This is a genomic window from Acinetobacter sp. PW68 (genome assembly GCF_020982655.1).
Classification (GTDB): domain Bacteria; phylum Pseudomonadota; class Gammaproteobacteria; order Pseudomonadales; family Moraxellaceae; genus Acinetobacter; species Acinetobacter towneri_A.
Genome location: NZ_JAHZSX010000001.1, coordinates 1,213,203 through 1,231,123 on the forward strand (window position 1 = coordinate 1,213,203; position 17,921 = coordinate 1,231,123).

20 protein-coding genes are annotated in these 17,921 nt (G+C 40.5%); 14 read left to right on the forward strand and 6 right to left on the reverse strand.

What is annotated here, in order from left to right; all coding sequences use genetic code 11:
- Positions 1–250: 250 nt before the first annotated feature.
- The 6 genes from K1T76_RS05755 to K1T76_RS05780 all read left to right on the forward strand — a co-directional run bounded on the left by K1T76_RS05755 (position 251) and on the right by K1T76_RS05780 (position 4,647).
- Positions 251–877: a 2'-5' RNA ligase family protein gene (locus K1T76_RS05755; protein ID WP_442780695.1), complete on the forward strand. Its 627-nt coding sequence runs from the start codon at positions 251–253 to the stop codon at positions 875–877.
- The gene (cobU, locus tag K1T76_RS05760) at positions 874–1,392 is read left to right on the forward strand and encodes a bifunctional adenosylcobinamide kinase/adenosylcobinamide-phosphate guanylyltransferase (protein ID WP_230244573.1); all 519 of its coding nucleotides are present in this window, start codon (positions 874–876) and stop codon (positions 1,390–1,392) included. The genes K1T76_RS05755 and cobU overlap by 4 nt, the downstream gene beginning before the upstream one ends.
- Entirely contained in the window at positions 1,392–2,450 is a 1,059-nt protein-coding gene (gene cobT / locus K1T76_RS05765; protein ID WP_230244574.1) for a nicotinate-nucleotide--dimethylbenzimidazole phosphoribosyltransferase, read from the forward strand. Before cobU ends, cobT begins: the two co-directional genes overlap by 1 nt.
- Positions 2,447–3,052, forward strand: coding sequence for a histidine phosphatase family protein (locus K1T76_RS05770; RefSeq protein ID WP_019837384.1), 606 nt, complete (start codon positions 2,447–2,449; stop codon positions 3,050–3,052). The genes cobT and K1T76_RS05770 overlap by 4 nt, the downstream gene beginning before the upstream one ends.
- Positions 3,049–3,792: an adenosylcobinamide-GDP ribazoletransferase gene (locus tag K1T76_RS05775; protein ID WP_230244576.1), complete on the forward strand. Its 744-nt coding sequence runs from the start codon at positions 3,049–3,051 to the stop codon at positions 3,790–3,792. The genes K1T76_RS05770 and K1T76_RS05775 overlap by 4 nt, the downstream gene beginning before the upstream one ends.
- 645 nt (positions 3,793–4,437) lie before the next feature.
- Positions 4,438–4,647 carry a hypothetical protein gene (locus tag K1T76_RS05780; RefSeq protein WP_070155220.1) on the forward strand — a complete coding sequence of 70 codons (210 nt, stop codon included), beginning with the start codon at positions 4,438–4,440 and terminating at the stop codon, positions 4,645–4,647.
- A gap of 103 nt (positions 4,648–4,750) precedes the next feature.
- On the opposite strand, the gene bioB is transcribed toward K1T76_RS05780, so the two are convergent.
- Together bioB and queG are read right to left on the reverse strand one after the other, a co-directional pair.
- The gene (gene bioB / locus K1T76_RS05785) at positions 4,751–5,743 is read right to left on the reverse strand and encodes a biotin synthase BioB (RefSeq protein WP_230244578.1); all 993 of its coding nucleotides are present in this window, start codon (positions 5,741–5,743) and stop codon (positions 4,751–4,753) included.
- A 288-nt stretch (positions 5,744–6,031) separates the two neighbouring features.
- On the reverse strand, positions 6,032–7,132 hold the full coding sequence (gene queG / locus K1T76_RS05790) for a tRNA epoxyqueuosine(34) reductase QueG (RefSeq protein ID WP_230244580.1): 1,101 nt from the start codon (positions 7,130–7,132) through the stop codon (positions 6,032–6,034).
- Positions 7,133–7,153: 21 nt separating this feature from the next.
- Here queG and K1T76_RS05795 point away from each other — a divergent pair, with 21 nt between their 5' ends.
- On the forward strand, positions 7,154–8,674 hold the full coding sequence (locus K1T76_RS05795) for an NAD(P)H-hydrate dehydratase (protein WP_230244582.1): 1,521 nt from the start codon (positions 7,154–7,156) through the stop codon (positions 8,672–8,674).
- Positions 8,675–8,698: 24 nt separating this feature from the next.
- Here K1T76_RS05795 and ruvC read toward each other — a convergent pair whose 3' ends face one another.
- Positions 8,699–9,244: a crossover junction endodeoxyribonuclease RuvC gene (gene ruvC, locus K1T76_RS05800; RefSeq protein ID WP_070155212.1), complete on the reverse strand. Its 546-nt coding sequence runs from the start codon at positions 9,242–9,244 to the stop codon at positions 8,699–8,701.
- 306 nt (positions 9,245–9,550) lie between these two features.
- Between ruvC and K1T76_RS05805 the strand changes: the two genes are divergently transcribed.
- The 3 genes from K1T76_RS05805 (at position 9,551) to K1T76_RS05815 (ending at position 11,367) form a co-directional block, all read left to right on the forward strand.
- Positions 9,551–9,724, forward strand: coding sequence for a YkvA family protein (locus tag K1T76_RS05805; RefSeq protein WP_230244584.1), 174 nt, complete (start codon positions 9,551–9,553; stop codon positions 9,722–9,724).
- Positions 9,725–9,988: 264 nt separating this feature from the next.
- Entirely contained in the window at positions 9,989–10,564 is a 576-nt protein-coding gene (locus tag K1T76_RS05810) for an FxsA family protein (protein ID WP_230244586.1), read from the forward strand.
- Between the two features lie 167 nt (positions 10,565–10,731).
- Entirely contained in the window at positions 10,732–11,367 is a 636-nt protein-coding gene (locus tag K1T76_RS05815; protein ID WP_230244588.1) for a LysE family transporter, read from the forward strand.
- Positions 11,368–11,386: 19 nt separating this feature from the next.
- Here the strand turns inward: K1T76_RS05815 and K1T76_RS05820 are convergent, their stop codons facing one another.
- Positions 11,387–11,596, reverse strand: a complete 210-nt coding sequence (locus K1T76_RS05820; protein WP_230244590.1) for a hypothetical protein — start codon at positions 11,594–11,596, stop codon at positions 11,387–11,389.
- A gap of 308 nt (positions 11,597–11,904) precedes the next feature.
- Here K1T76_RS05820 and K1T76_RS05825 point away from each other — a divergent pair, with 308 nt between their 5' ends.
- Positions 11,905–12,138 (forward strand): hypothetical protein, encoded by a 234-nt coding sequence (locus tag K1T76_RS05825; protein ID WP_230244592.1) that lies wholly within the window; start codon positions 11,905–11,907, stop codon positions 12,136–12,138.
- Positions 12,139–12,382: 244 nt separating this feature from the next.
- On the opposite strand, the gene K1T76_RS05830 is transcribed toward K1T76_RS05825, so the two are convergent.
- Together K1T76_RS05830 and metK are read right to left on the reverse strand one after the other, a co-directional pair.
- On the reverse strand, positions 12,383–12,499 hold the full coding sequence (locus tag K1T76_RS05830; protein ID WP_230244594.1) for a YdhR family protein: 117 nt from the start codon (positions 12,497–12,499) through the stop codon (positions 12,383–12,385).
- Between the two features lie 262 nt (positions 12,500–12,761).
- A complete protein-coding gene (metK, locus tag K1T76_RS05835) occupies positions 12,762–13,928 on the reverse strand; it encodes a methionine adenosyltransferase (RefSeq protein ID WP_104851871.1) in 1,167 nt (388 codons plus the stop codon).
- Positions 13,929–14,707: 779 nt separating this feature from the next.
- Between metK and tkt the strand changes: the two genes are divergently transcribed.
- The 3 genes from tkt (at position 14,708) to K1T76_RS05850 (ending at position 17,896) form a co-directional block, all read left to right on the forward strand.
- A complete protein-coding gene (gene tkt, locus K1T76_RS05840) occupies positions 14,708–16,696 on the forward strand; it encodes a transketolase (protein ID WP_230244595.1) in 1,989 nt (662 codons plus the stop codon).
- A gap of 151 nt (positions 16,697–16,847) precedes the next feature.
- Entirely contained in the window at positions 16,848–17,063 is a 216-nt protein-coding gene (locus K1T76_RS05845; RefSeq protein WP_004976879.1) for a hypothetical protein, read from the forward strand.
- A gap of 248 nt (positions 17,064–17,311) precedes the next feature.
- Complete coding sequence (locus tag K1T76_RS05850; protein ID WP_019837398.1) at positions 17,312–17,896, forward strand: YceI family protein; 585 nt, start codon at positions 17,312–17,314, stop codon at positions 17,894–17,896.
- The last annotated feature ends 25 nt before the right edge of the window (positions 17,897–17,921 follow it).

Genomic DNA, 17,921 nt, shown 5'->3' on the forward strand with positions numbered 1-17,921 from the left:
GGTAAAACTTCATATTGATTCGGGTCTTATATAGATGGATAAATATCATCCACATCTCAGCATAACATTGCAGACCTGTTTCAGCTATCTTCTGAGTTTTATTCATCTCATTAAAACTAAAATTATTTAAACAACGTTGATGGTTAAAAATACCAAACTGGAAAAATATTCACCATAAATTGCATGATTTTCATGTCTATTCAGTTGTGAATGTTTTACCATAAGCCGTTTAAATTCATTGAATTATTCCGTGTTTATTCAAGCCAATCAGTACGTTATTCCAACACAGCAGCATGATTATCCTGAATGGCATCGTGGGCGTGAGCGTTATGCACTTTGGTATTTGACTGTTCAAAATCTAGCTTTAGAGTGCTATTTACAAGAATTAAAACAGCAATTTTCAGACGTGTTATTTCGCCCCAATACACGTCAGTTTCATATCACTTTATATATTTGTGGATTTTATGCAGCAAAAAAATATTGGGAAGATGACTTTCTCGAATCACAGTTTCAACAACAAGTTCAGGCCTTAGGGCAGATGCAACTCAAGCCTTTTCAACTAAAAGTGGGCGGCATTAATAGCTTTGATAGTGCTTTATTTGTAAAGGTGCGGGACCAATCACAGCAACTGGCACACATACGTCAGGCACTTGGCGTTGGCGGGGCTGAAATCGCAGCTTTGCAGTATCATCCACATATTACTTTGGGCTTATATCAAACAGCGTGTTCAACTAATTTGATTTTGCAGCGTATTCAAAATCTTCCTGTTCACTATTTCGATTTAGGTATCCAGTATTTAAATTTTGGTTATTATCAGGCACACACTTTACAAGGTCGGTTATTTAGCACGCATCAATTTCCTTTGGAGCAAATGTGATTCAATTTATTTTGGGTGGTGCACGTTCAGGTAAAAGCCGTTTGGCTGAACAAATCGCGCAGCAACTTGGCAAAACCGTCATTTATGTGGCAACCGCCCAAGCGGGCGATGCAGAAATGCAGGCGCGGATTCAGCATCATCGACAACAGCGTCCGCAGACTTGGCAGTTGTGCGAAGAGCCTTTGTATTTAGCGCAGCAATTAAAGGTGTTGGATCATCCTAATACTGTGATTTTAGTGGATTGCCTAACCTTGTGGATGAGTAATCTGTTGATGCAATCTGCAGAAAACTTTGCCGAACAACAAATTTCAGCATTGCTCGAAATTTTACCTCAGTTGCAAGCCGATATTATTTTAGTGAGTAATGAAACAGGTTTGGGCGTTGTGCCTATGGGCGAAATAACCCGAAAATTTGTCGATGAAACAGGGAGATTACATCAACTATTGGGGAAAATTGCAGACAAAGTCCTGTTTTGCGTGGCAGGTTTTCCAATGCTTTTAAAAGGAGAGAATTAATGACTTGGTGGTTTGCAGCGTGTCAAAAGCCGAACGAACACATGAAACAGCAGGCAATTGCACGTCAACTTCAATTGACCAAACCCACAGGTTCATTGGCAACATTGGAAAATATTGCGATTCAATTGGCAGCTTTGCAAGGGACAACGCAGCCAAATATTGAACGTCTGTGGATATGTATTTTCGCGGGCGATCATGGCGTGATGGAGGAAAATATTTCTGCCTATCCACAAGCTGTGACTCGGCAGATGCTACAAAATTTTGCTACGGGTGGGGCATGTATCAGCGTCATCGCCCGACAATATCAGGCGCATTTGCAAGTGGTCGATTGCGGTACGGTTGGGGACGCCTACGAATATGCAGGAGTCGAACGGCATTGTATTCGTGCAGGCACAGCGAATTTTGCCAAAGCCTGTGCCATGACTGAACAAGAGTGTGCAGATGCGATGGCACTTGGACGCCAAAGTGTGGAAGATGCCATTGCACAGCAGGCCTCGATTTATGTCGCAGGTGAAATGGGCATCGGAAATACTTGTTCGGCATCAGCTTTATCTTGCTTTTTATTACAAGAACCTGCTGAAGCCTTGACTGGAGTAGGCACAGGAATTGACACTGCGCAATTGCAACATAAAAAACAGGTGATTGATGCTGCTTTAGCTCTGCATCAAAATTATGTACAACATGATGCTTTTAAAGCTTTATGTGCAGTGGGTGGATTGGAAATCGCTGCAATGGTAGGTGCGTATATTCGCTGTGCACAGTTGGGCTTGCCAATGGTGGTCGATGGTTTTATCAGTAGTGCTGCTGCATTGGTTGCCGTGCGTTTAAATCCTCAAGTCCGTGAATGGATGTTATTTGGGCACCAATCGGCTGAATTTGGACATCGTCGTTTATTAGAAGCTTTAGATGCACAAGCCTTGCTGCATCTAAATTTACGTTTAGGTGAGGGGAGTGGCGCGGGAGCTGCATTGGGCATCATCCAACTGGCCTGCGCCTTGCATAATCAAATGGCGACTTTTGCTGAAGCTGCGGTTATAGGTGAGAAAGTATCTTCATGATCATGTTGGATTTGTTAAGACATGGCGAAACTGAGTTGGGACATACTTTGCGTGGTTCAACCGATGATGCTTTGACTTTAGAAGGTTGGCAAGACATGCAGCGGACTTTAGACACGGCAATAGCTACAGGGCAACGATGGGATATGGTGGCGAGTTCACCTTTACAGCGCTGCTTACAGGTTGCCCAGTTCGTTGCTCAAGTACAACAATTACCACTGTATATTGATGCACAATTTCAGGAAATGCATTTTGGTGAATGGGAAGCAATTTCCACCCAAGCTTTATATGAACAATACCCTGAAGATTTAGCTAAATTTTGGATGACACCGACTCAGTTTGTTCCACCACAAGCAGAATCTTTGCTCAATTTTCAGCAGCGTGTTTTGCAAGGTTTGTCCGATCTAAACCAATATTTACAACAACTTGAGCAACAACCTAAACGTGTGCTATTGGTCACGCATGGCGGGGTAATTAAACTGCTCAAAGTATTGGCGCAGAAACGCCCCTTAGATGATATTTTAAAAATGTCTGCAGCGTTGGGTCAATTGAGTTCATTCCAATTACATCCCAATGGAAAGATTGCTATGCAGGGACAAACATGACACCTTTTTGGATCGCTTTGCAATTTCTAAGCACTTTTCCTGTTTCTTTAAAACAGATGCCAACTGCAGCGCAAAACGCACAATCATTGTTGTTTTATCCGCTTGTTGGCTTATTAATCGGGGCTGTGCTTTGGGGAATGGCGCATTTATTGCAATTTCTGCCTTTGGTGCTCAGTAGCAGCTTAATTTTAGTGCTATGGATTTGGCTAACAGGCGGTTTACATTTAGATGGGCTGGCGGATACTGCCGATGCATGGGTCGGCGGTTTTGGCGATCCTGAACGTAGCTTAGACATCATGAAAGACCCAAGCAGCGGCCCGATTGGGGTATTGAGTTTGCTGATCTGCTGCTTATTAAAATGGTCTGCAGTGTATGTATTGCTTGAGCAACAGTATTTAGCATTTTTGCTGTTTGTACCTGTATTGGGACGATTAAGTGCTTTGGTTTTATTTTTAAGCACGCCTTATTTGCGTGCCAACGGTTTGGGTACTTCTATTCAGGCGAATTTACCCAAAATAGGCACAAAAATTGTGATTGCATTGACCTTGTTTGCTACTGTGTTTTGGGGATGGATGGGCTTGGTAGCCGTTCTGACTTTTATTCTCAGCACCTTGTATTTGCGATATAAATTTATGCAGCGTTTAGGTGGAATTACAGGCGATACCGTTGGCGCGAGTATTGAAATAACAGAAAGCATGATGTTATTGGCTATTGCGATTCTTTGGTTTTTAATACATTAGCTTTTAAACATTTTTTTCTTGTTTCAAGAGCGTTAAAAATTTATATAAATTAAGTGATTGAATTTGCATGTATTTATGCACTCAATTTTAGCCAACATGTAGATGAATTTGTCATTTGTCGGAAAGTTTCTAAATTAGATTTGCAATTTTTTTAAATTATGATAATAGTAATTTATATCTATCAGCCTTGATGGCATTTGTATCTCAGGATGAGATCGCAAACGTGATGTATAAATTTCAAAAGGAATGTCATTTATGATCAAACTGTTAAAGAAAATTTTCTGTATCCATATTTATGAATATGACGCAATGGAAGAAATCGGGGCGCATTTAGAGTGTCGCAAGTGTGGGGATTCTAAGTCACAATAATTTTAAGTATTGAATCTGTATTAAAACCAAGTGAGTCTTTATGGCTCACTTTTATATTTTAGGCTAACAGCTTGAATATTTTGCTTAATCTTGCCTGCATTTAATCATCTTAAAACTAGATTTATCATTCCTGCAGCTTTTGCTAGAGATACTTTTTATCCTGTGCGAGGTTTGGTTTATGCAAGCGTGATTAAATTTTCTATCTTCTGCATACTTTATCCGACAAAGTATTCCGCTTAAAATCTTGTAATCAGAAATATTGAACCGACCGTATCTATGACTAAAAACTTTCAAGAAAAAACGTATATTGTAGATGACAATCTGACAGATACTTTGACTTGGTTGCTGCATCATCAGGATTGTTATGATCGGTTTTATTATGATGCAATTCAGCAACAACTGACGGTAGAACATGCCAACGGGGTAGATATCATTAAAGCAGGGCAGTATTTGAATGCCAGTTACGGAATTTTAATCACTTCTTAAAAGCATTGCCGAACAGACTTATTTTGCTGGATAAAGATTAAATGTGACACAAAAAACAAAGTCCCTTTACGGGACTTTTATATTTGGATGGAAGCCAAGAACTTTAAGCCATTGCCATCGCATCTACCGACAATTCCGAAACCGTTGGCTTGGCACGTTCAGGAACTAAACCTAGTTTTTGGAACAATTGTTTGTCTTTGCCTTCGCCTGCGTTTGGTGTGGTCAACAGTTTTTCACCTGAGAATAACGAGTTCGCACCTGCCATAAATGCCAGTGCCTGATCTGAGTCAGACAACGATTCACGTCCTGCAGATAAACGAATATAACTGTTTGGCATAATAATACGCGCCACTGCAATAGTACGAATCCATTCAATGACATCCAGTTTTTCGACTTTAGCCAGTGGTGTGCCTTCAATTGGAACCAACATATTGATTGGCACAGATTCAGGGTGCAACGGCAAAGTTGCCAATTCATGCAATAAACCAATACGGTCTTGAGTGTCTTCACCTAAACCAACAATACCGCCACTGCACACTTTCATACCTGTTTGACGGACAATATCCAACGTATTTAGGCGGTCATCAAAGCTGCGGGTACTGATGACATTAGGATAATATTCACGCGAGGTGTCTAGGTTGTGGTTGTAATAATCTAAGCCCGCATCTTTTAAACGTTCTGCCTGAGATTGGTTTAACATCCCCAAAGTCATGCAAGTTTCTAAGCCGAGTGCTTTGACTTCACGCACCATTTCTAAAACATACGGCATATCGCGTTCATGCGGATTACGCCATGCAGCGCCCATACAAAAACGTGAAGAACCTGATGCTAAAGCTTCTTTAGCCTCTTGAATGACTTTATCAACCGCAATGCGTTTTTCAGCTTCAAGCTGTGAATTATAATGTGCAGACTGCGAGCAATATTTGCAGTCCTCAGGGCATTTACCTGTTTTAATCGACAATAAGGTACTGACTTGTACAGTATTGGCAGCAAAATGTTGGCGATGCACACGCTGTGCTTCAAAGACTAAATCCAGAAAAGGCTGTTCGTATAACTGCTGAATTTCTTCTCGAGTCCAATCATTGCGTACTGACATAAGTAAAAGTCCATGATCCCTATTATTCATAGTCTGTATCATACACAAATAGTTTGAATCAGAAAGGCATAATCTCCCAATTTCATAGTAAATATTCAACAGAATAAAAATAAAATCATGCAGTCTATTTAGTTGCAAACTTAAGCAATTTTTCTGATATTTCGCTGCAAAATTTATTTTTATGGATTATTATTTTGCTATGAATTGGTTGCTAAAATTTAGTTAATTGCATAAATTGGCAAGAAAGCTGCACTCAAAATATCGCACTATTTTGGTTGTTATTTTTGTTTAAATTTTAGGCTGTTTAAGCAATTGTTCCTGAATGGCCCAATCCATATGGATTTGCACAATCTCATCATGCTGTGCTCCCGTTTGCTGCAAAGTTTGCAAAATCTGTGCTGAAAAAGGGGCATTTCCAAGCCCGATGGCAATATTACGCATAAAACTTTGATAGCCTGTGCGACGCAATGGACTACCTTCAGTTTTGGCTAAAAACGTACTTTCATCCCATTGCCATAAATCTAGCAAGCTGACCTGATCTAAGGCATGTCGAGGATGAAAATCATCCACCGTGGTGACTTGGGCAAAGCTATTCCACGGGCAAATCAGTTGGCAATCATCACAACCAAACACACGATTACCAATGCCACGGCGTAATTCTTCAGGAATCACACCTTGATATTCAATGGTTAAATAAGCGATACATTTGCGCGCATCCAACATATAAGGTTCAACAATGGCCTGTGTTGGGCAAATGTCGATGCAGGCTGTGCAAGAACCGCAATGCGAAGTTGCAGGTGCATCAAAAGGTAAATCTAGTGAAGTAAACAACTCACCCAATACAAAAAAAGATCCAGATTTTTTATGAATTAGTAAGGTGTGTTTGCCTGTCCAACCCATGCCTGCACTTTCTGCAAGCGGCTTTTCAAAAATTGGGGCTGAGTCGGCAAAAGGGCGTGATTCAAACTCGCCCACTTTTTCACGAATACGTGTCGCAAGGGTTTTTAGGCGTCCGCGCATGACTTTGTGATAATCGCGTCCACGTGCATAACGGGCTATAATTGCAGAGTTAGGTGCATCGGGAATATGCCTTGGACGTGGTGTTTCCACCAAATAATTCATGCGCACACAAATAATGCTTTTGGTATTCGGGACTAATAGTGTGGGATTGGCGCGCTTGTCTAAATTTTCTTCCAGAAACTTCATATCGCCATGATAGCCACGTTTTAAATATTCCTGAAAACGTGCTAATTCTGCTTGAGCATCTGGTTTGGCAATGACACAATCAGCAAAACCAAGCGCCAAAGCTTGCGCTTTAATCCACGTTTTCAAGGCGACTAGATCGTCTTGATACAGAGAAATTTGTGCTGAAGTGGTGGATTTTGCCATAACAAAATAGAAGGGAAGAAAATGCCGCAGCAAGTGTACCATAGCCCTGTTTATCATAGCCAAAGTATTCAAGCATGGGAGCAACGCTGGTTTGCTCGCCAAAACAGTTCTTATGGTTTAATGCAGCAAGTAGCGTGGACACTGCATTTACAACTTCGCAAAATTTTTGCCGCACAGCCATCTACAATACAAAAAATTGCCGTGTGTTGTGGACAAGGCAATAACGCGGGTGATGGTTATTTAACTGCAAAATATTTAAAACAAGCAGGTTTTCAAGTCGATATTTATGCTATAACGCGCGGTACATCGTCAGATTTACATCAGGCTTTTTTAGAAGCTGAGGCAGAACAAGTTAATATAATTCAAGGTTTTGTATTCCAGAAAAAATATGACTGCTACATTGATGCATTATTTGGGATTGGTTTAGATCGTCCTTTAAATGATGAATGGCAGTCGATTATTCACACAATGAATCAACAAGCAGGCTTAAAAATTGCCGTTGATATTCCAAGCGGTTTAAATTCCAACACGGGGCAGCCATTGCCGTGTGCGATTAAAGCTGATTACACCTTTACAGCCTTAGGCTTGAAAGCAGGCCTATTTACAGGGCAAGCACAGGAATATACGGGGCAAGTCGATGTGCTGGATTTGATTCCAGCCGATTCAGAACTCAAAGCTTTGGCAAAACTCACTTCAACGACGATTCAACTACCCGCGCGGCAGGCTTTTGGACACAAGGGCAATTATGGGCATGTGTTGATTGTGGGCGGGCACGCACAAATGGGGGGCGCTGTAATGATGGCTGCAGAAGCCGCATCGAGCGCAGGTGCAGGGAAAGTGACCGTAGTTTGTCATGCTAAACATCATGTGGCGATTTTAAGCCGTGCGCCAAATTTAATGCTGCGTGATATTGATGCACTGTCTAAGGCAGAGATTCAGCAATTAATTTCACAGGTGGATGCCGTAAGTTTAGGCATGGGACTTGGTCGGGATGCTTGGGCGGAGCAACATTATACAAATTGGTTTACAGCTTTAAATCAGTCAGATGTTGAGGTGGTTTATGATGCAGATGCCTTATGGTTTTTGGCCAAGCAAGCGCATTCATTGCATCAGCCAGCCCAATTAAAACTAAATAGTTATGCCACACCTCATTCAGGTGAAGCTGCGACTTTGCTGAATACTACGGTTGCAGCCATTGAAGCAGACCGTATTGCCGCGATTCAGCAATTGCAGCAACGCTATGCAGGCGAATGGGTGTTAAAAGGTTCTGGCAGTTTGACTTTGCAAGCAGCATCTACAGAACCGCAAACTAGCGCATTGTGGATTTGTACTGCAGGCAATCCTGGTATGGGTACAGGCGGTATGGGGGATGTGTTGGCAGGTATGATCGCCAGTTTAAAAGCCCAGTTTCACAATCAAATTCAATTACATGAAATTGTCATGTTACATGCCTTGGCAGGGGATATGTTGGCACAGCAGGGCATGCGCGGTTTGCAGGCACAGCACATGAGCCAAGCGATTTATCAAGTTGTAAATCAGTAAAATATAAGCGATGACGACACTGATTTAGCGACGTCTGGAATTTGAGCGACTACGTCCACGTGCCATACCGCCCAGGGCGTTTAGCACAGCGAACTTGGTCATGCTACCCGATGCGTGAGCATGACAAATTGCAGCAGCCAAAGCATCGGCAGCATCTTGTTGGGGTTTGATGGTTAGATTTAATAATTTCATGACCATCATTTGCACTTGTTCTTTATCGGCAGCGCCATAACCCACGACAGACTGTTTAATTTGGCGTGCGGTATATTCAGCCACTTGTAAATCTAAATTTACTAAAGCGGCAATCGCTGCACCACGAGCCTGTCCCAATTTCAAGGCTGAGTCTGGGTTTTGCGCCATAAACACTTGTTCAACTGCAGCTTCAGTCGGGCCGTGAAATTTCACAATCCGTTCAATCCCTGCAAAAATTCGTTTTAAGCGCTCAGGCATTTCACTGGTTTCGGTGCGAATGGTTCCTGCATCTACAAAACGTAATTTAGCACCATCACGTTCAATAATGCCGTAGCCCGTTAGACGAGAACCAGGGTCGATTCCAATAATAAGTGACATGCCAAGCCTTAAAAATTACATCAAGTTGAATTATAGGAGTTTAAATCTCTTTTGTGTGGAGTAATTTCAAAACATTCGGTCAGTAAGATGCCATTTAAACAATTAGAATGTTTACCTCGCCACATTTTCAATTTTAGACTTCATTTTATTTTAAGTTTTGAGGCGTATATTTTATATACGGTAGCAAATGAGAGCTGCCATGAAGCGGATCATTAGTTTAAACAGTGTGTGAAGTAAATCAAACGAGATGTTTATGCGGTTTGCTTTGCAGCACGTGATCCTGAAACGCCTTTCATTGTAAAGCTTTTGGCATGGTTGGTCGCTGCTTATGCCATTTCTCCCATTGATTTGATTCCAGATTTTATACCTGTTTTGGGCTATTTAAATGACCTGATTTTAGTGCCATTCGGCATCATGTTGGTATTAGTGCCTGCCGAAGTAATCCAGCACTGTCGTTTACATGCAGATGCGATCAGTTAAAAGCTCAGCAGTTATATCGCAGCATCGGTTTTTATTGCGTTGTGGTTGCTGTTAGCGTATGCCGCGTATTTTTATCTTTATCGTTCAAATATATAGACGTATTAAGTCTGTTATTGGGTAATGATGAAAATATTAATGACAGATATAACCTTTAAAAATACAATAATGCCCATATTGAAACAACAGCGAATCAAAAAAGCTTGATCCCGATGAAGCACTTGGTTACTGCATTTTATTTATTTTATTGAGATTAGATTAATTTTCATGAAATTATTTCTTATTGTTCTAATTGGCTTAGTTCTTGAAGTCTTCGTCTGGATTGGTGTGGGCGACCTAGTGGGGAGCATGTGGTACGTGTTCTTTTGGTTTGTCGCTGCTTTCTTCATTGGTTTGAACTTGATTCGTAAATATTCTGCAGGCGTGATGCCACAAATGCAGCAAATGCAAATGGGGCAGATGAGTGCCGATCCTGCGCTGAGCAATAATTTACCTAAAATTTTTGCGGGTTTTTTATTGATGATTCCAGGATTAATTAGCGATGTTTTAGCATTGCTGGTGATGATTCCTGCCGTACAAAATGCCTTTAAAGCGGCAATGATGAAAGCCATGATGAAACGTCAGCAAGCCATGATGGATCAAATGATGGGTGGCATGATGGGCGATATGAATAGCACGGGTAGAGCAGGTCAAAACCCGTTTGCAGATCTAATGCGCCAAATGCAAGACATGCAAAATCAGCAGAGCGGTGGCCGTGATTCCAGTATTATTGATGGTGAGGCTCGCGAAATTCCCCCTGAGGCGAAAAAAATTGAAATGAAAGATGTTAATCCACCTAAATAATATGGATGACGCTTGAGATAAAACCGAATCGCGCTGATTCGGTTTTTTTATGGTTGCTTTCATGAATGTTTTTGGTGAATGTTCAAATATTGAGAGGCTATTTAAAGCTTTATTCATTCTCTTGCTGCACAAGGTATAATCAGACTTTCAATTCTCCTGATGTATTTATGTCTTTGTTACTCAGCATTTGTGCGTTGCATTTTGTGGCACAGCTTAGTCCAGGCCCCGATGTTTTATTAATCGCCAAAAGTGCAGCCAGCATTACCCGTCGTAATACCTTGCAGATTATTGCGGGTATTTCATCTGGGATTGTAGTGTGGGTGATACTGACTCTGTTGGGTTTTACGGTTTTGGTGCAGCAGTTTCCTTGGATTCAGCAAGTCTTAATGCTGATTGGCGGTTTATTTCTTGCCAAAATGGGATGGGGCATGTTGTCGGGTGGTTGCCAAAGCTGGCAGCAGCGCAAACAGTTTGATGATACTCAAGTACAAATTCCAGCTGCGAAAAACTACTTTTTATTGGGTCTATTCACCAATTTATCTAATCCGAAAACCTTAATTTATTTTAGTAGTGTATTCGCCTTGGCGCTGAGTTCATCGGCAAGTGCATCTTTAAAAGCCCAATTGGCAGTGATTATTCCAATCCAAACCTTTGTGACATTTGCAGTATTTATGTTGCTACTTTCTACACCAAAAATGAAAAAGTTATATCAGCATTCAGGTAGTTATATTGATATGGTGACGGGTGCATTATTTTTAATATTTGCTGTGTGGTTGTGCTTAGATGCACTGCGTATGTTTTAAAAATAAGTTTTGATGCCAATTAATCAGACACTTTGATATCGTCCAAAGCCAAATTTGATGATTTTTCGTCCGGCATTTCAGTTGCAGTCGTGTTTTCAGTTTTATCTAAATGATTGGGTTGATAAATACGGTTTGATCGCAAAGTTGCTTCTGTATTTTCTGAACCTTGGTATTTACGGCTACGGTTGGCACGTTCTCGCAAGCCGCCTTTTTTGATGAGTTGTATCACTTTAATTTTACTCCGCGTGATAAAAAATATGCGTTGAAAGCCAAGCTTGAGTCTAAACATCAAATAATCGAGTATGCATAATTTTAGTATGGCATACTTATTTTAGATGGATAAAGTGACTGATTATTCAAAAATACGATTTGCGTGAAGAACAGAACTTTGACATTCTAATTTAGAAACAATTGTGTCGGCTAAATCATCTAAAAAATGTAGGCTACAATTCACAGTTGCTTAATCATAATTACACTGCATCAGGGTAGATAGTGTAACAATAAAAACAAGAATTACAGTGAAGTAGGAGAATACCTATGCAATATCATCAGTATCGTTGCGCATGTTGCAATCGGGTGGTGGAATCATCAAAAAAAGTATGTGGTACTTGTGGTTCACACAATATTCGCAGCCTGTCTAGTTTCTGGTTATTGTGTATTTTGGCATGTTTAGCGGCAGCCGTTGTCTTTAAAGTGGTGCATATTTATTTGCAAGATTATCAAGAAGTGCCTGTGCAACAAACGGTGCTTGAAGTGATTCGTACACAATAAGTCCTGCATCTAACTTAACGCTTATTTAGTCTATACACGATTCAATAAATTCTGAGTCTTAAAATGGCTCAGAATTTATTGAACTGCTTTTTCAATTCATCATTTAAGAAAATTAACTTTTTTATTTTTCAATCTAGATGAATAATTTAAAAATGAGCGAATTTAAAAGTCAACTTAGTTAATGGCAGACAGGGAAGCATTCACCTCAAAAAATCTTGCCATGTCTATTCTTCACGCCAAAACTTTATAAACGTGGGCGATGCATTTTTAAATAGCGTTCAGCATTAGTTCCATTATTCAATAGATAGATTGCGCTTGCTTCCAGAGCTTGACTATTCAATGTCGAAATTTTCCAAAGCATGCCAGTTTCTAGCTTAATACCTTCTGCAATTTCACGCTACGCTACGCTCATGCTCTCGCTAAATGAGCCTCCATAAGGGAATCGAGTTGAAGAATAACCGCCATGTTAAGCTTCTACATCATTATCTTAGATTGGCATTTTAAAATTTCATGAGTGATTTACCAAAACATATTATTTTTTTGGATATTGTGGTTTGGCAGCTAAATTTTAGCCACAAAAAAAGCCCACCGAAGTGAGCTTGATCACACTGAAAAGTTTTACATTACAGACCCGCAGAAGCTTTTAATGCTTCGACTTTATCAGTTTTTTCCCATGTAAATGCAGTGTCAGAACCTTGACGACCAAAGTGACCATAAGCCGCAGTTTGTTTATACATCGGCTGTAACAGGTTCAGCATGTTGGTAATGCCGTATGGGCGTAAATCGAAGTGTTCACGCACCAAAGCAATAATCAACTCATCTGCTACTTTTGCAGTATTGAAAGTATTTATGGAAATTGAAGTCGGCTCTGCCACACCAATAGCATAAGACACCTGAATTTCACATTTGTCTGCCAAACCCGCTGCGACAATATTTTTGGCAACATAACGCCCTGCATAAGCAGCAGAACGGTCAACTTTAGATGGGTCTTTACCAGAGAATGCACCGCCACCATGACGCGCCATACCGCCGTAAGTATCGACAATGATTTTACGACCTGTTAGACCGCAGTCACCTACAGGGCCGCCAATTACAAACATCCCTGTTGGGTTGATGTGGAATTTGGTGTCTGCATGGAACATTTCGGCAGGAATCACTTTTTTCACAATTTCTTCAATTACAGCTTCTTTGAGCTGAATTTGAGAAATTTCAGGATCATGCTGAGTCGATAAAACTACTGCGTCCAAACGTACAGGCACACCATTTTCATACGCAAAAGTTACCTGACTTTTTGCATCTGGGCGTAACCATGGTAAAGCACCACTGCGACGTAATTCAGCTTGCTTTTCCATTAAGCGGTGTGCGTAAGAAATTGGGGCAGGCATTAATACATCAGTTTCACGGCTGGCATAACCAAACATCAAACCTTGGTCACCCGCACCCTGATCTTCAGGTTTTTGGCGGTCTACACCTTGCGCAATTTCAGGTGATTGTTTACCAATCATATTAATGACCGCACAGGTAGAACCATCAAAGCCAAGATCTGAATGATGATAACCAATACCGTTTACGGTTTGACGAACAATGGCTTCAAAATCAACATTTGCAGTTGTTGTGATTTCTCCTGCCAGTACAACCGCACCCGTTTTTACAAGCGTTTCACAAGCAACCCGCGCATAAGGGTCTTCTTTTAAGATTGCATCCAAAATGGCATCACTGATTTGGTCAGCCATTTTATCTGGATGGCCTTCGCTTACAGATTCCGAGGTAAATACAGCGTACTCGCGCATAAGTCCTATCACAGTTAAATTCAAAAGACGCAATATGTTACATCGAGTTAGACTTTAGGACTAGCGCATTACGACTAAAATGGCTGAATTTATTTCAATTCAATGACTTTTTATCGCATATCTTTTGCTAAAAAATAGATAAAGTATCGGTATGACTATATTTTGACTCAAAAATATTCATGTTGGCTAAAGCATGCCGTCATAATTTTAAACTAAGAAACACTTTATTTTTAAATAGTTAATTGTATTTAAAAACAATATTTTAGATGGATGTTTTAAAGACGTTGAATTGAGTTTATCTGCATAATTCTGCATTTTTAAAAGCTATTTTAAAGTTTTGAACGATGGCTGTGATTCAATTTATTGTGTGAAAAGTGAATAATATTCAGGGTGGCTGTAAAATTGTCTATTATTTCAGTATTTGGTTAGATCAAGATTGGATGATATATGTAGTTAAACGAGATGAATTGCATCTAAAGTGTGAGTCGGCTATCAAACTCGCTCTTCGATCATGTGCAATTCTATAAACTGAAATATCTATGTTTTAAAATCTGTAAAGCTGCGGCTTAAAACTTGCTTTGCTGAATGGCTGGCCTCATTTCTCTTAAAACAAATGCTGAAACTGTCCTGAATCTGCACGAAAAGTACGCTGAATGGGAATTAATGCGGAAATATTTTTGCATAGGCTTTACCCCTCAGGCTTTTTTTTGAGAGAATAGCGGCTGTTTTGAATTTTATTCATCTTCTTCTATTTAACGATTTTTTGTGGACTCTGACCTATGACGACCCCGCTTAACGAACGTCGTATTGCAAACGCAATTCGTGTATTGGCAATGGATGCTGTGCAAAAAGCAAATTCAGGACATCCAGGTGCTCCGATGGGGATGGCAGATATTGCCGATGTGGTGTGGCGTGAATTTTTAAATCACAACCCAACCAATCCACAATGGGCAAACCGCGACCGTTTTGTACTGTCTAATGGTCATGGTTCAATGTTGCAATATGCGTTGTTACATTTAACAGGTTATGATCTTTCGATTGAAGATTTAAAAGCATTCCGTCAGTTACATTCAAAAACTCCAGGTCACCCAGAATTGGGCTATGCACCAGGAATTGAAACCACCACTGGTCCTTTGGGTCAGGGTATTGCCAATGCCGTAGGTTTTGCCTTGGCTGAAAAAACTTTGGCAGCACAATTTAATAAAGAAGATATTCAAGTTGTAGACCATTTCACTTACTGTTTCTTGGGTGATGGCTGTTTAATGGAAGGTGTTTCACACGAAGCATGTTCATTGGCAGGTACTTTAGGTTTAGGCAAACTGGTTGTTTATTATGATGACAACGGCATTTCTATTGATGGTGAAGTAGAAGGCTGGTTCTCTGATGATACAGAACAACGTTTCTTGTCTTATGGCTGGCAAGTACTAAAAGTTGATGGTCACGATGCAGATGCAATTCGTGCGGCAACAGTTGAAGCAAAAGCTGAAACGCAAAAGCCAACCATTATTATTTGTAAAACAGTGATTGGTTTAGGTTCGCCAAACAAACAAGGTAAAGAAGACTGTCACGGTGCGCCATTAGGTCATGACGAAATTGCATTGACTCGTGAAGCATTAGGTTGGACAGATGAAGCGTTTGTAATTCCTGAAGATGTATATGCCGCTTGGGATGCGAAAGCTAAAGGTGCAGAATCAGAAGCAGCATGGAATACGACTTTTGAGGCTTATGCAGCAAAATATCCAACTGAAGCTGCTGAACTTAAACGTCGTTTAAGCGGTGAATTGCCAGCAGAATTTGTTGCGCAAGCAGATGCATTTATTGCAGAAACCAATGCTAAAGCAGAAACGATTGCAACCCGTAAAGCCAGCCAAAATACTTTACAGGCATTTGGTCCATTATTGCCTGAATTGTTGGGTGGTTCTGCAGACTTGGCAGGTTCAAACCTAACTCTTTGGAAAGGGTGCCAAGGCGTTCAGGACAATGCAGCAGGCAACTATGTGCATTACGGTGTACGTGAGTTTGGTATGACTGCTATTGCAAATGGTGTGGCCCTTCACGGTGGCTTTATTCCATACGTGGCAACTTTCTTAATGTTTATGGAATACGCACGTAATGCAGTACGTATGTCTGCATTAATGAAGCAACGCGTAATTCATGTGTATACTCACGACTCAATTGGTTTGGGTGAAGATGGTCCAACACACCAACCGATTGAGCAAATTGCATCTTTACGTGGTACGCCAAACTTAAATACATGGCGTCCTGCAGACACCGTTGAAGCGGCTATTTCCTGGAAATCTGCTTTAATGCGTTCAGAAGGCCCAACGGCATTAATTTTCTCACGTCAAAACCTGCCATTCCAGACCCGTACTCAAGCACAAATTGAGAACGTGGCGAAAGGTGGTTATGTCTTGGCTGAAGAAAAAGGTGAATTGAAAGCAATTATTATTGCAACAGGTTCAGAAGTGGGCTTGGCAATGGAAGCATACGCACAGCTTGAAGGTGTACGTGTCGTGTCTATGCCGTGTGCAGAAGAATTTGTGAAGCAAGATACAGCGTATCGTGAAGCAGTATTGCCATCCCAAATTCGTGCACGTGTTGCGGTTGAAGCAGCACATGTAGACTACTGGTGGAAGTTTGTTGGCTTAGACGGTAAAGTCATTGGTATGACAACTTATGGTGAATCTGCACCTGCAAAAGACTTGTATCAGTACTTTGGTATTACCACTGACGCGGTTGTTGCTGCAGTAAAAGAATTAACAGCTTAATTTTTTAATTTAAGTGTTTCTAAAGGCGTTCCTGCAAAGGGACGTCTTTTATTTTGCAAATTTGTTTGGTGTTCAATGCGATGATCCAACAAATTTTGTCAGTGTAGTCAGGTTTGTGAATAAACCTCTGTGTAATTGAGTGAGATGAGAAATGAGTTTGTACGAGCAAATTAATGATGAAGTCACTTTAATGGATGCGGGTGAGCAAAAGTGGATTGGACAAGACTTACCACTTGAAGCTATGGTGGCAGTAGAGTTGTTATTACAGGATTTAGCTGAAGATCAGCAAATCAAAATTCGCCGTAAGAACCATGAAAAGCAATCAGGTTTAAAGCAGGTTGACCGCATTTTGATTGAGAAGCTTTAATCTATTGCGATGCATTCGGGCCCTTAGTGGATGTATCATCCAAAATAGCTTTATTCTATGCGTAGGGTAAAGCTTTTTTATTCAATATCATAGTCATCTAACTGCGATATAAAACACACACGCATATTTTTACAAATTTATCGTTTCAGTCATGCAACATATCGTTTTATCTTTAATCCTGTATTTGCAGCAAAAATCTATAAACTAAACTTCATTAAAACGTATCAACACTTTTAGAGATGAACAATATGAACATGAAATCACTTGCTTTAGGTTTGGCTATTGCATCTGCAGCAACCATGACAATGGCTAAACCAGTGGCTTATCAAATTGACCCAACGCATACTGCTACTGTGTTTACTTGGGATCACTTCGGTTTTTCTACGCCATCAGGGAACTTCTCAAACATTCAAGGTACCATCAACATTGATGAGAAAAAACCAGCTAACTCATCTGTGAATGTGACGATTCCATTAAGCAGCATCAACACCAACGTAAAAGCTTTAGATGAGCACTTAATGGCAGCAGATTGGTTTGATGCAGCAAAATATCCAACCATTACTTTTAAAAGTACCAAAGTTGAAACTCAGGACAAAAAGAACTTTAAAATCACAGGTGATTTAACCGTGAAAGGTGTAACGAAACCTGTAGTTCTGGATGCGGTACTGAACAAACAAGGTCCACATCCAATGACCAAAGCGGCAACGGTTGGTTTTAATGCTACCACGTCATTTGACCGTTCAGCATTTGGTATCGCTGGTTTTGTACCTAATGTAGGTGATAAAATTACTGTAAACATCACGACTGAAGCTTCTGTTGCTGCGAAAAAATAATCGCAAGAACAGCTAAAAAAGCACC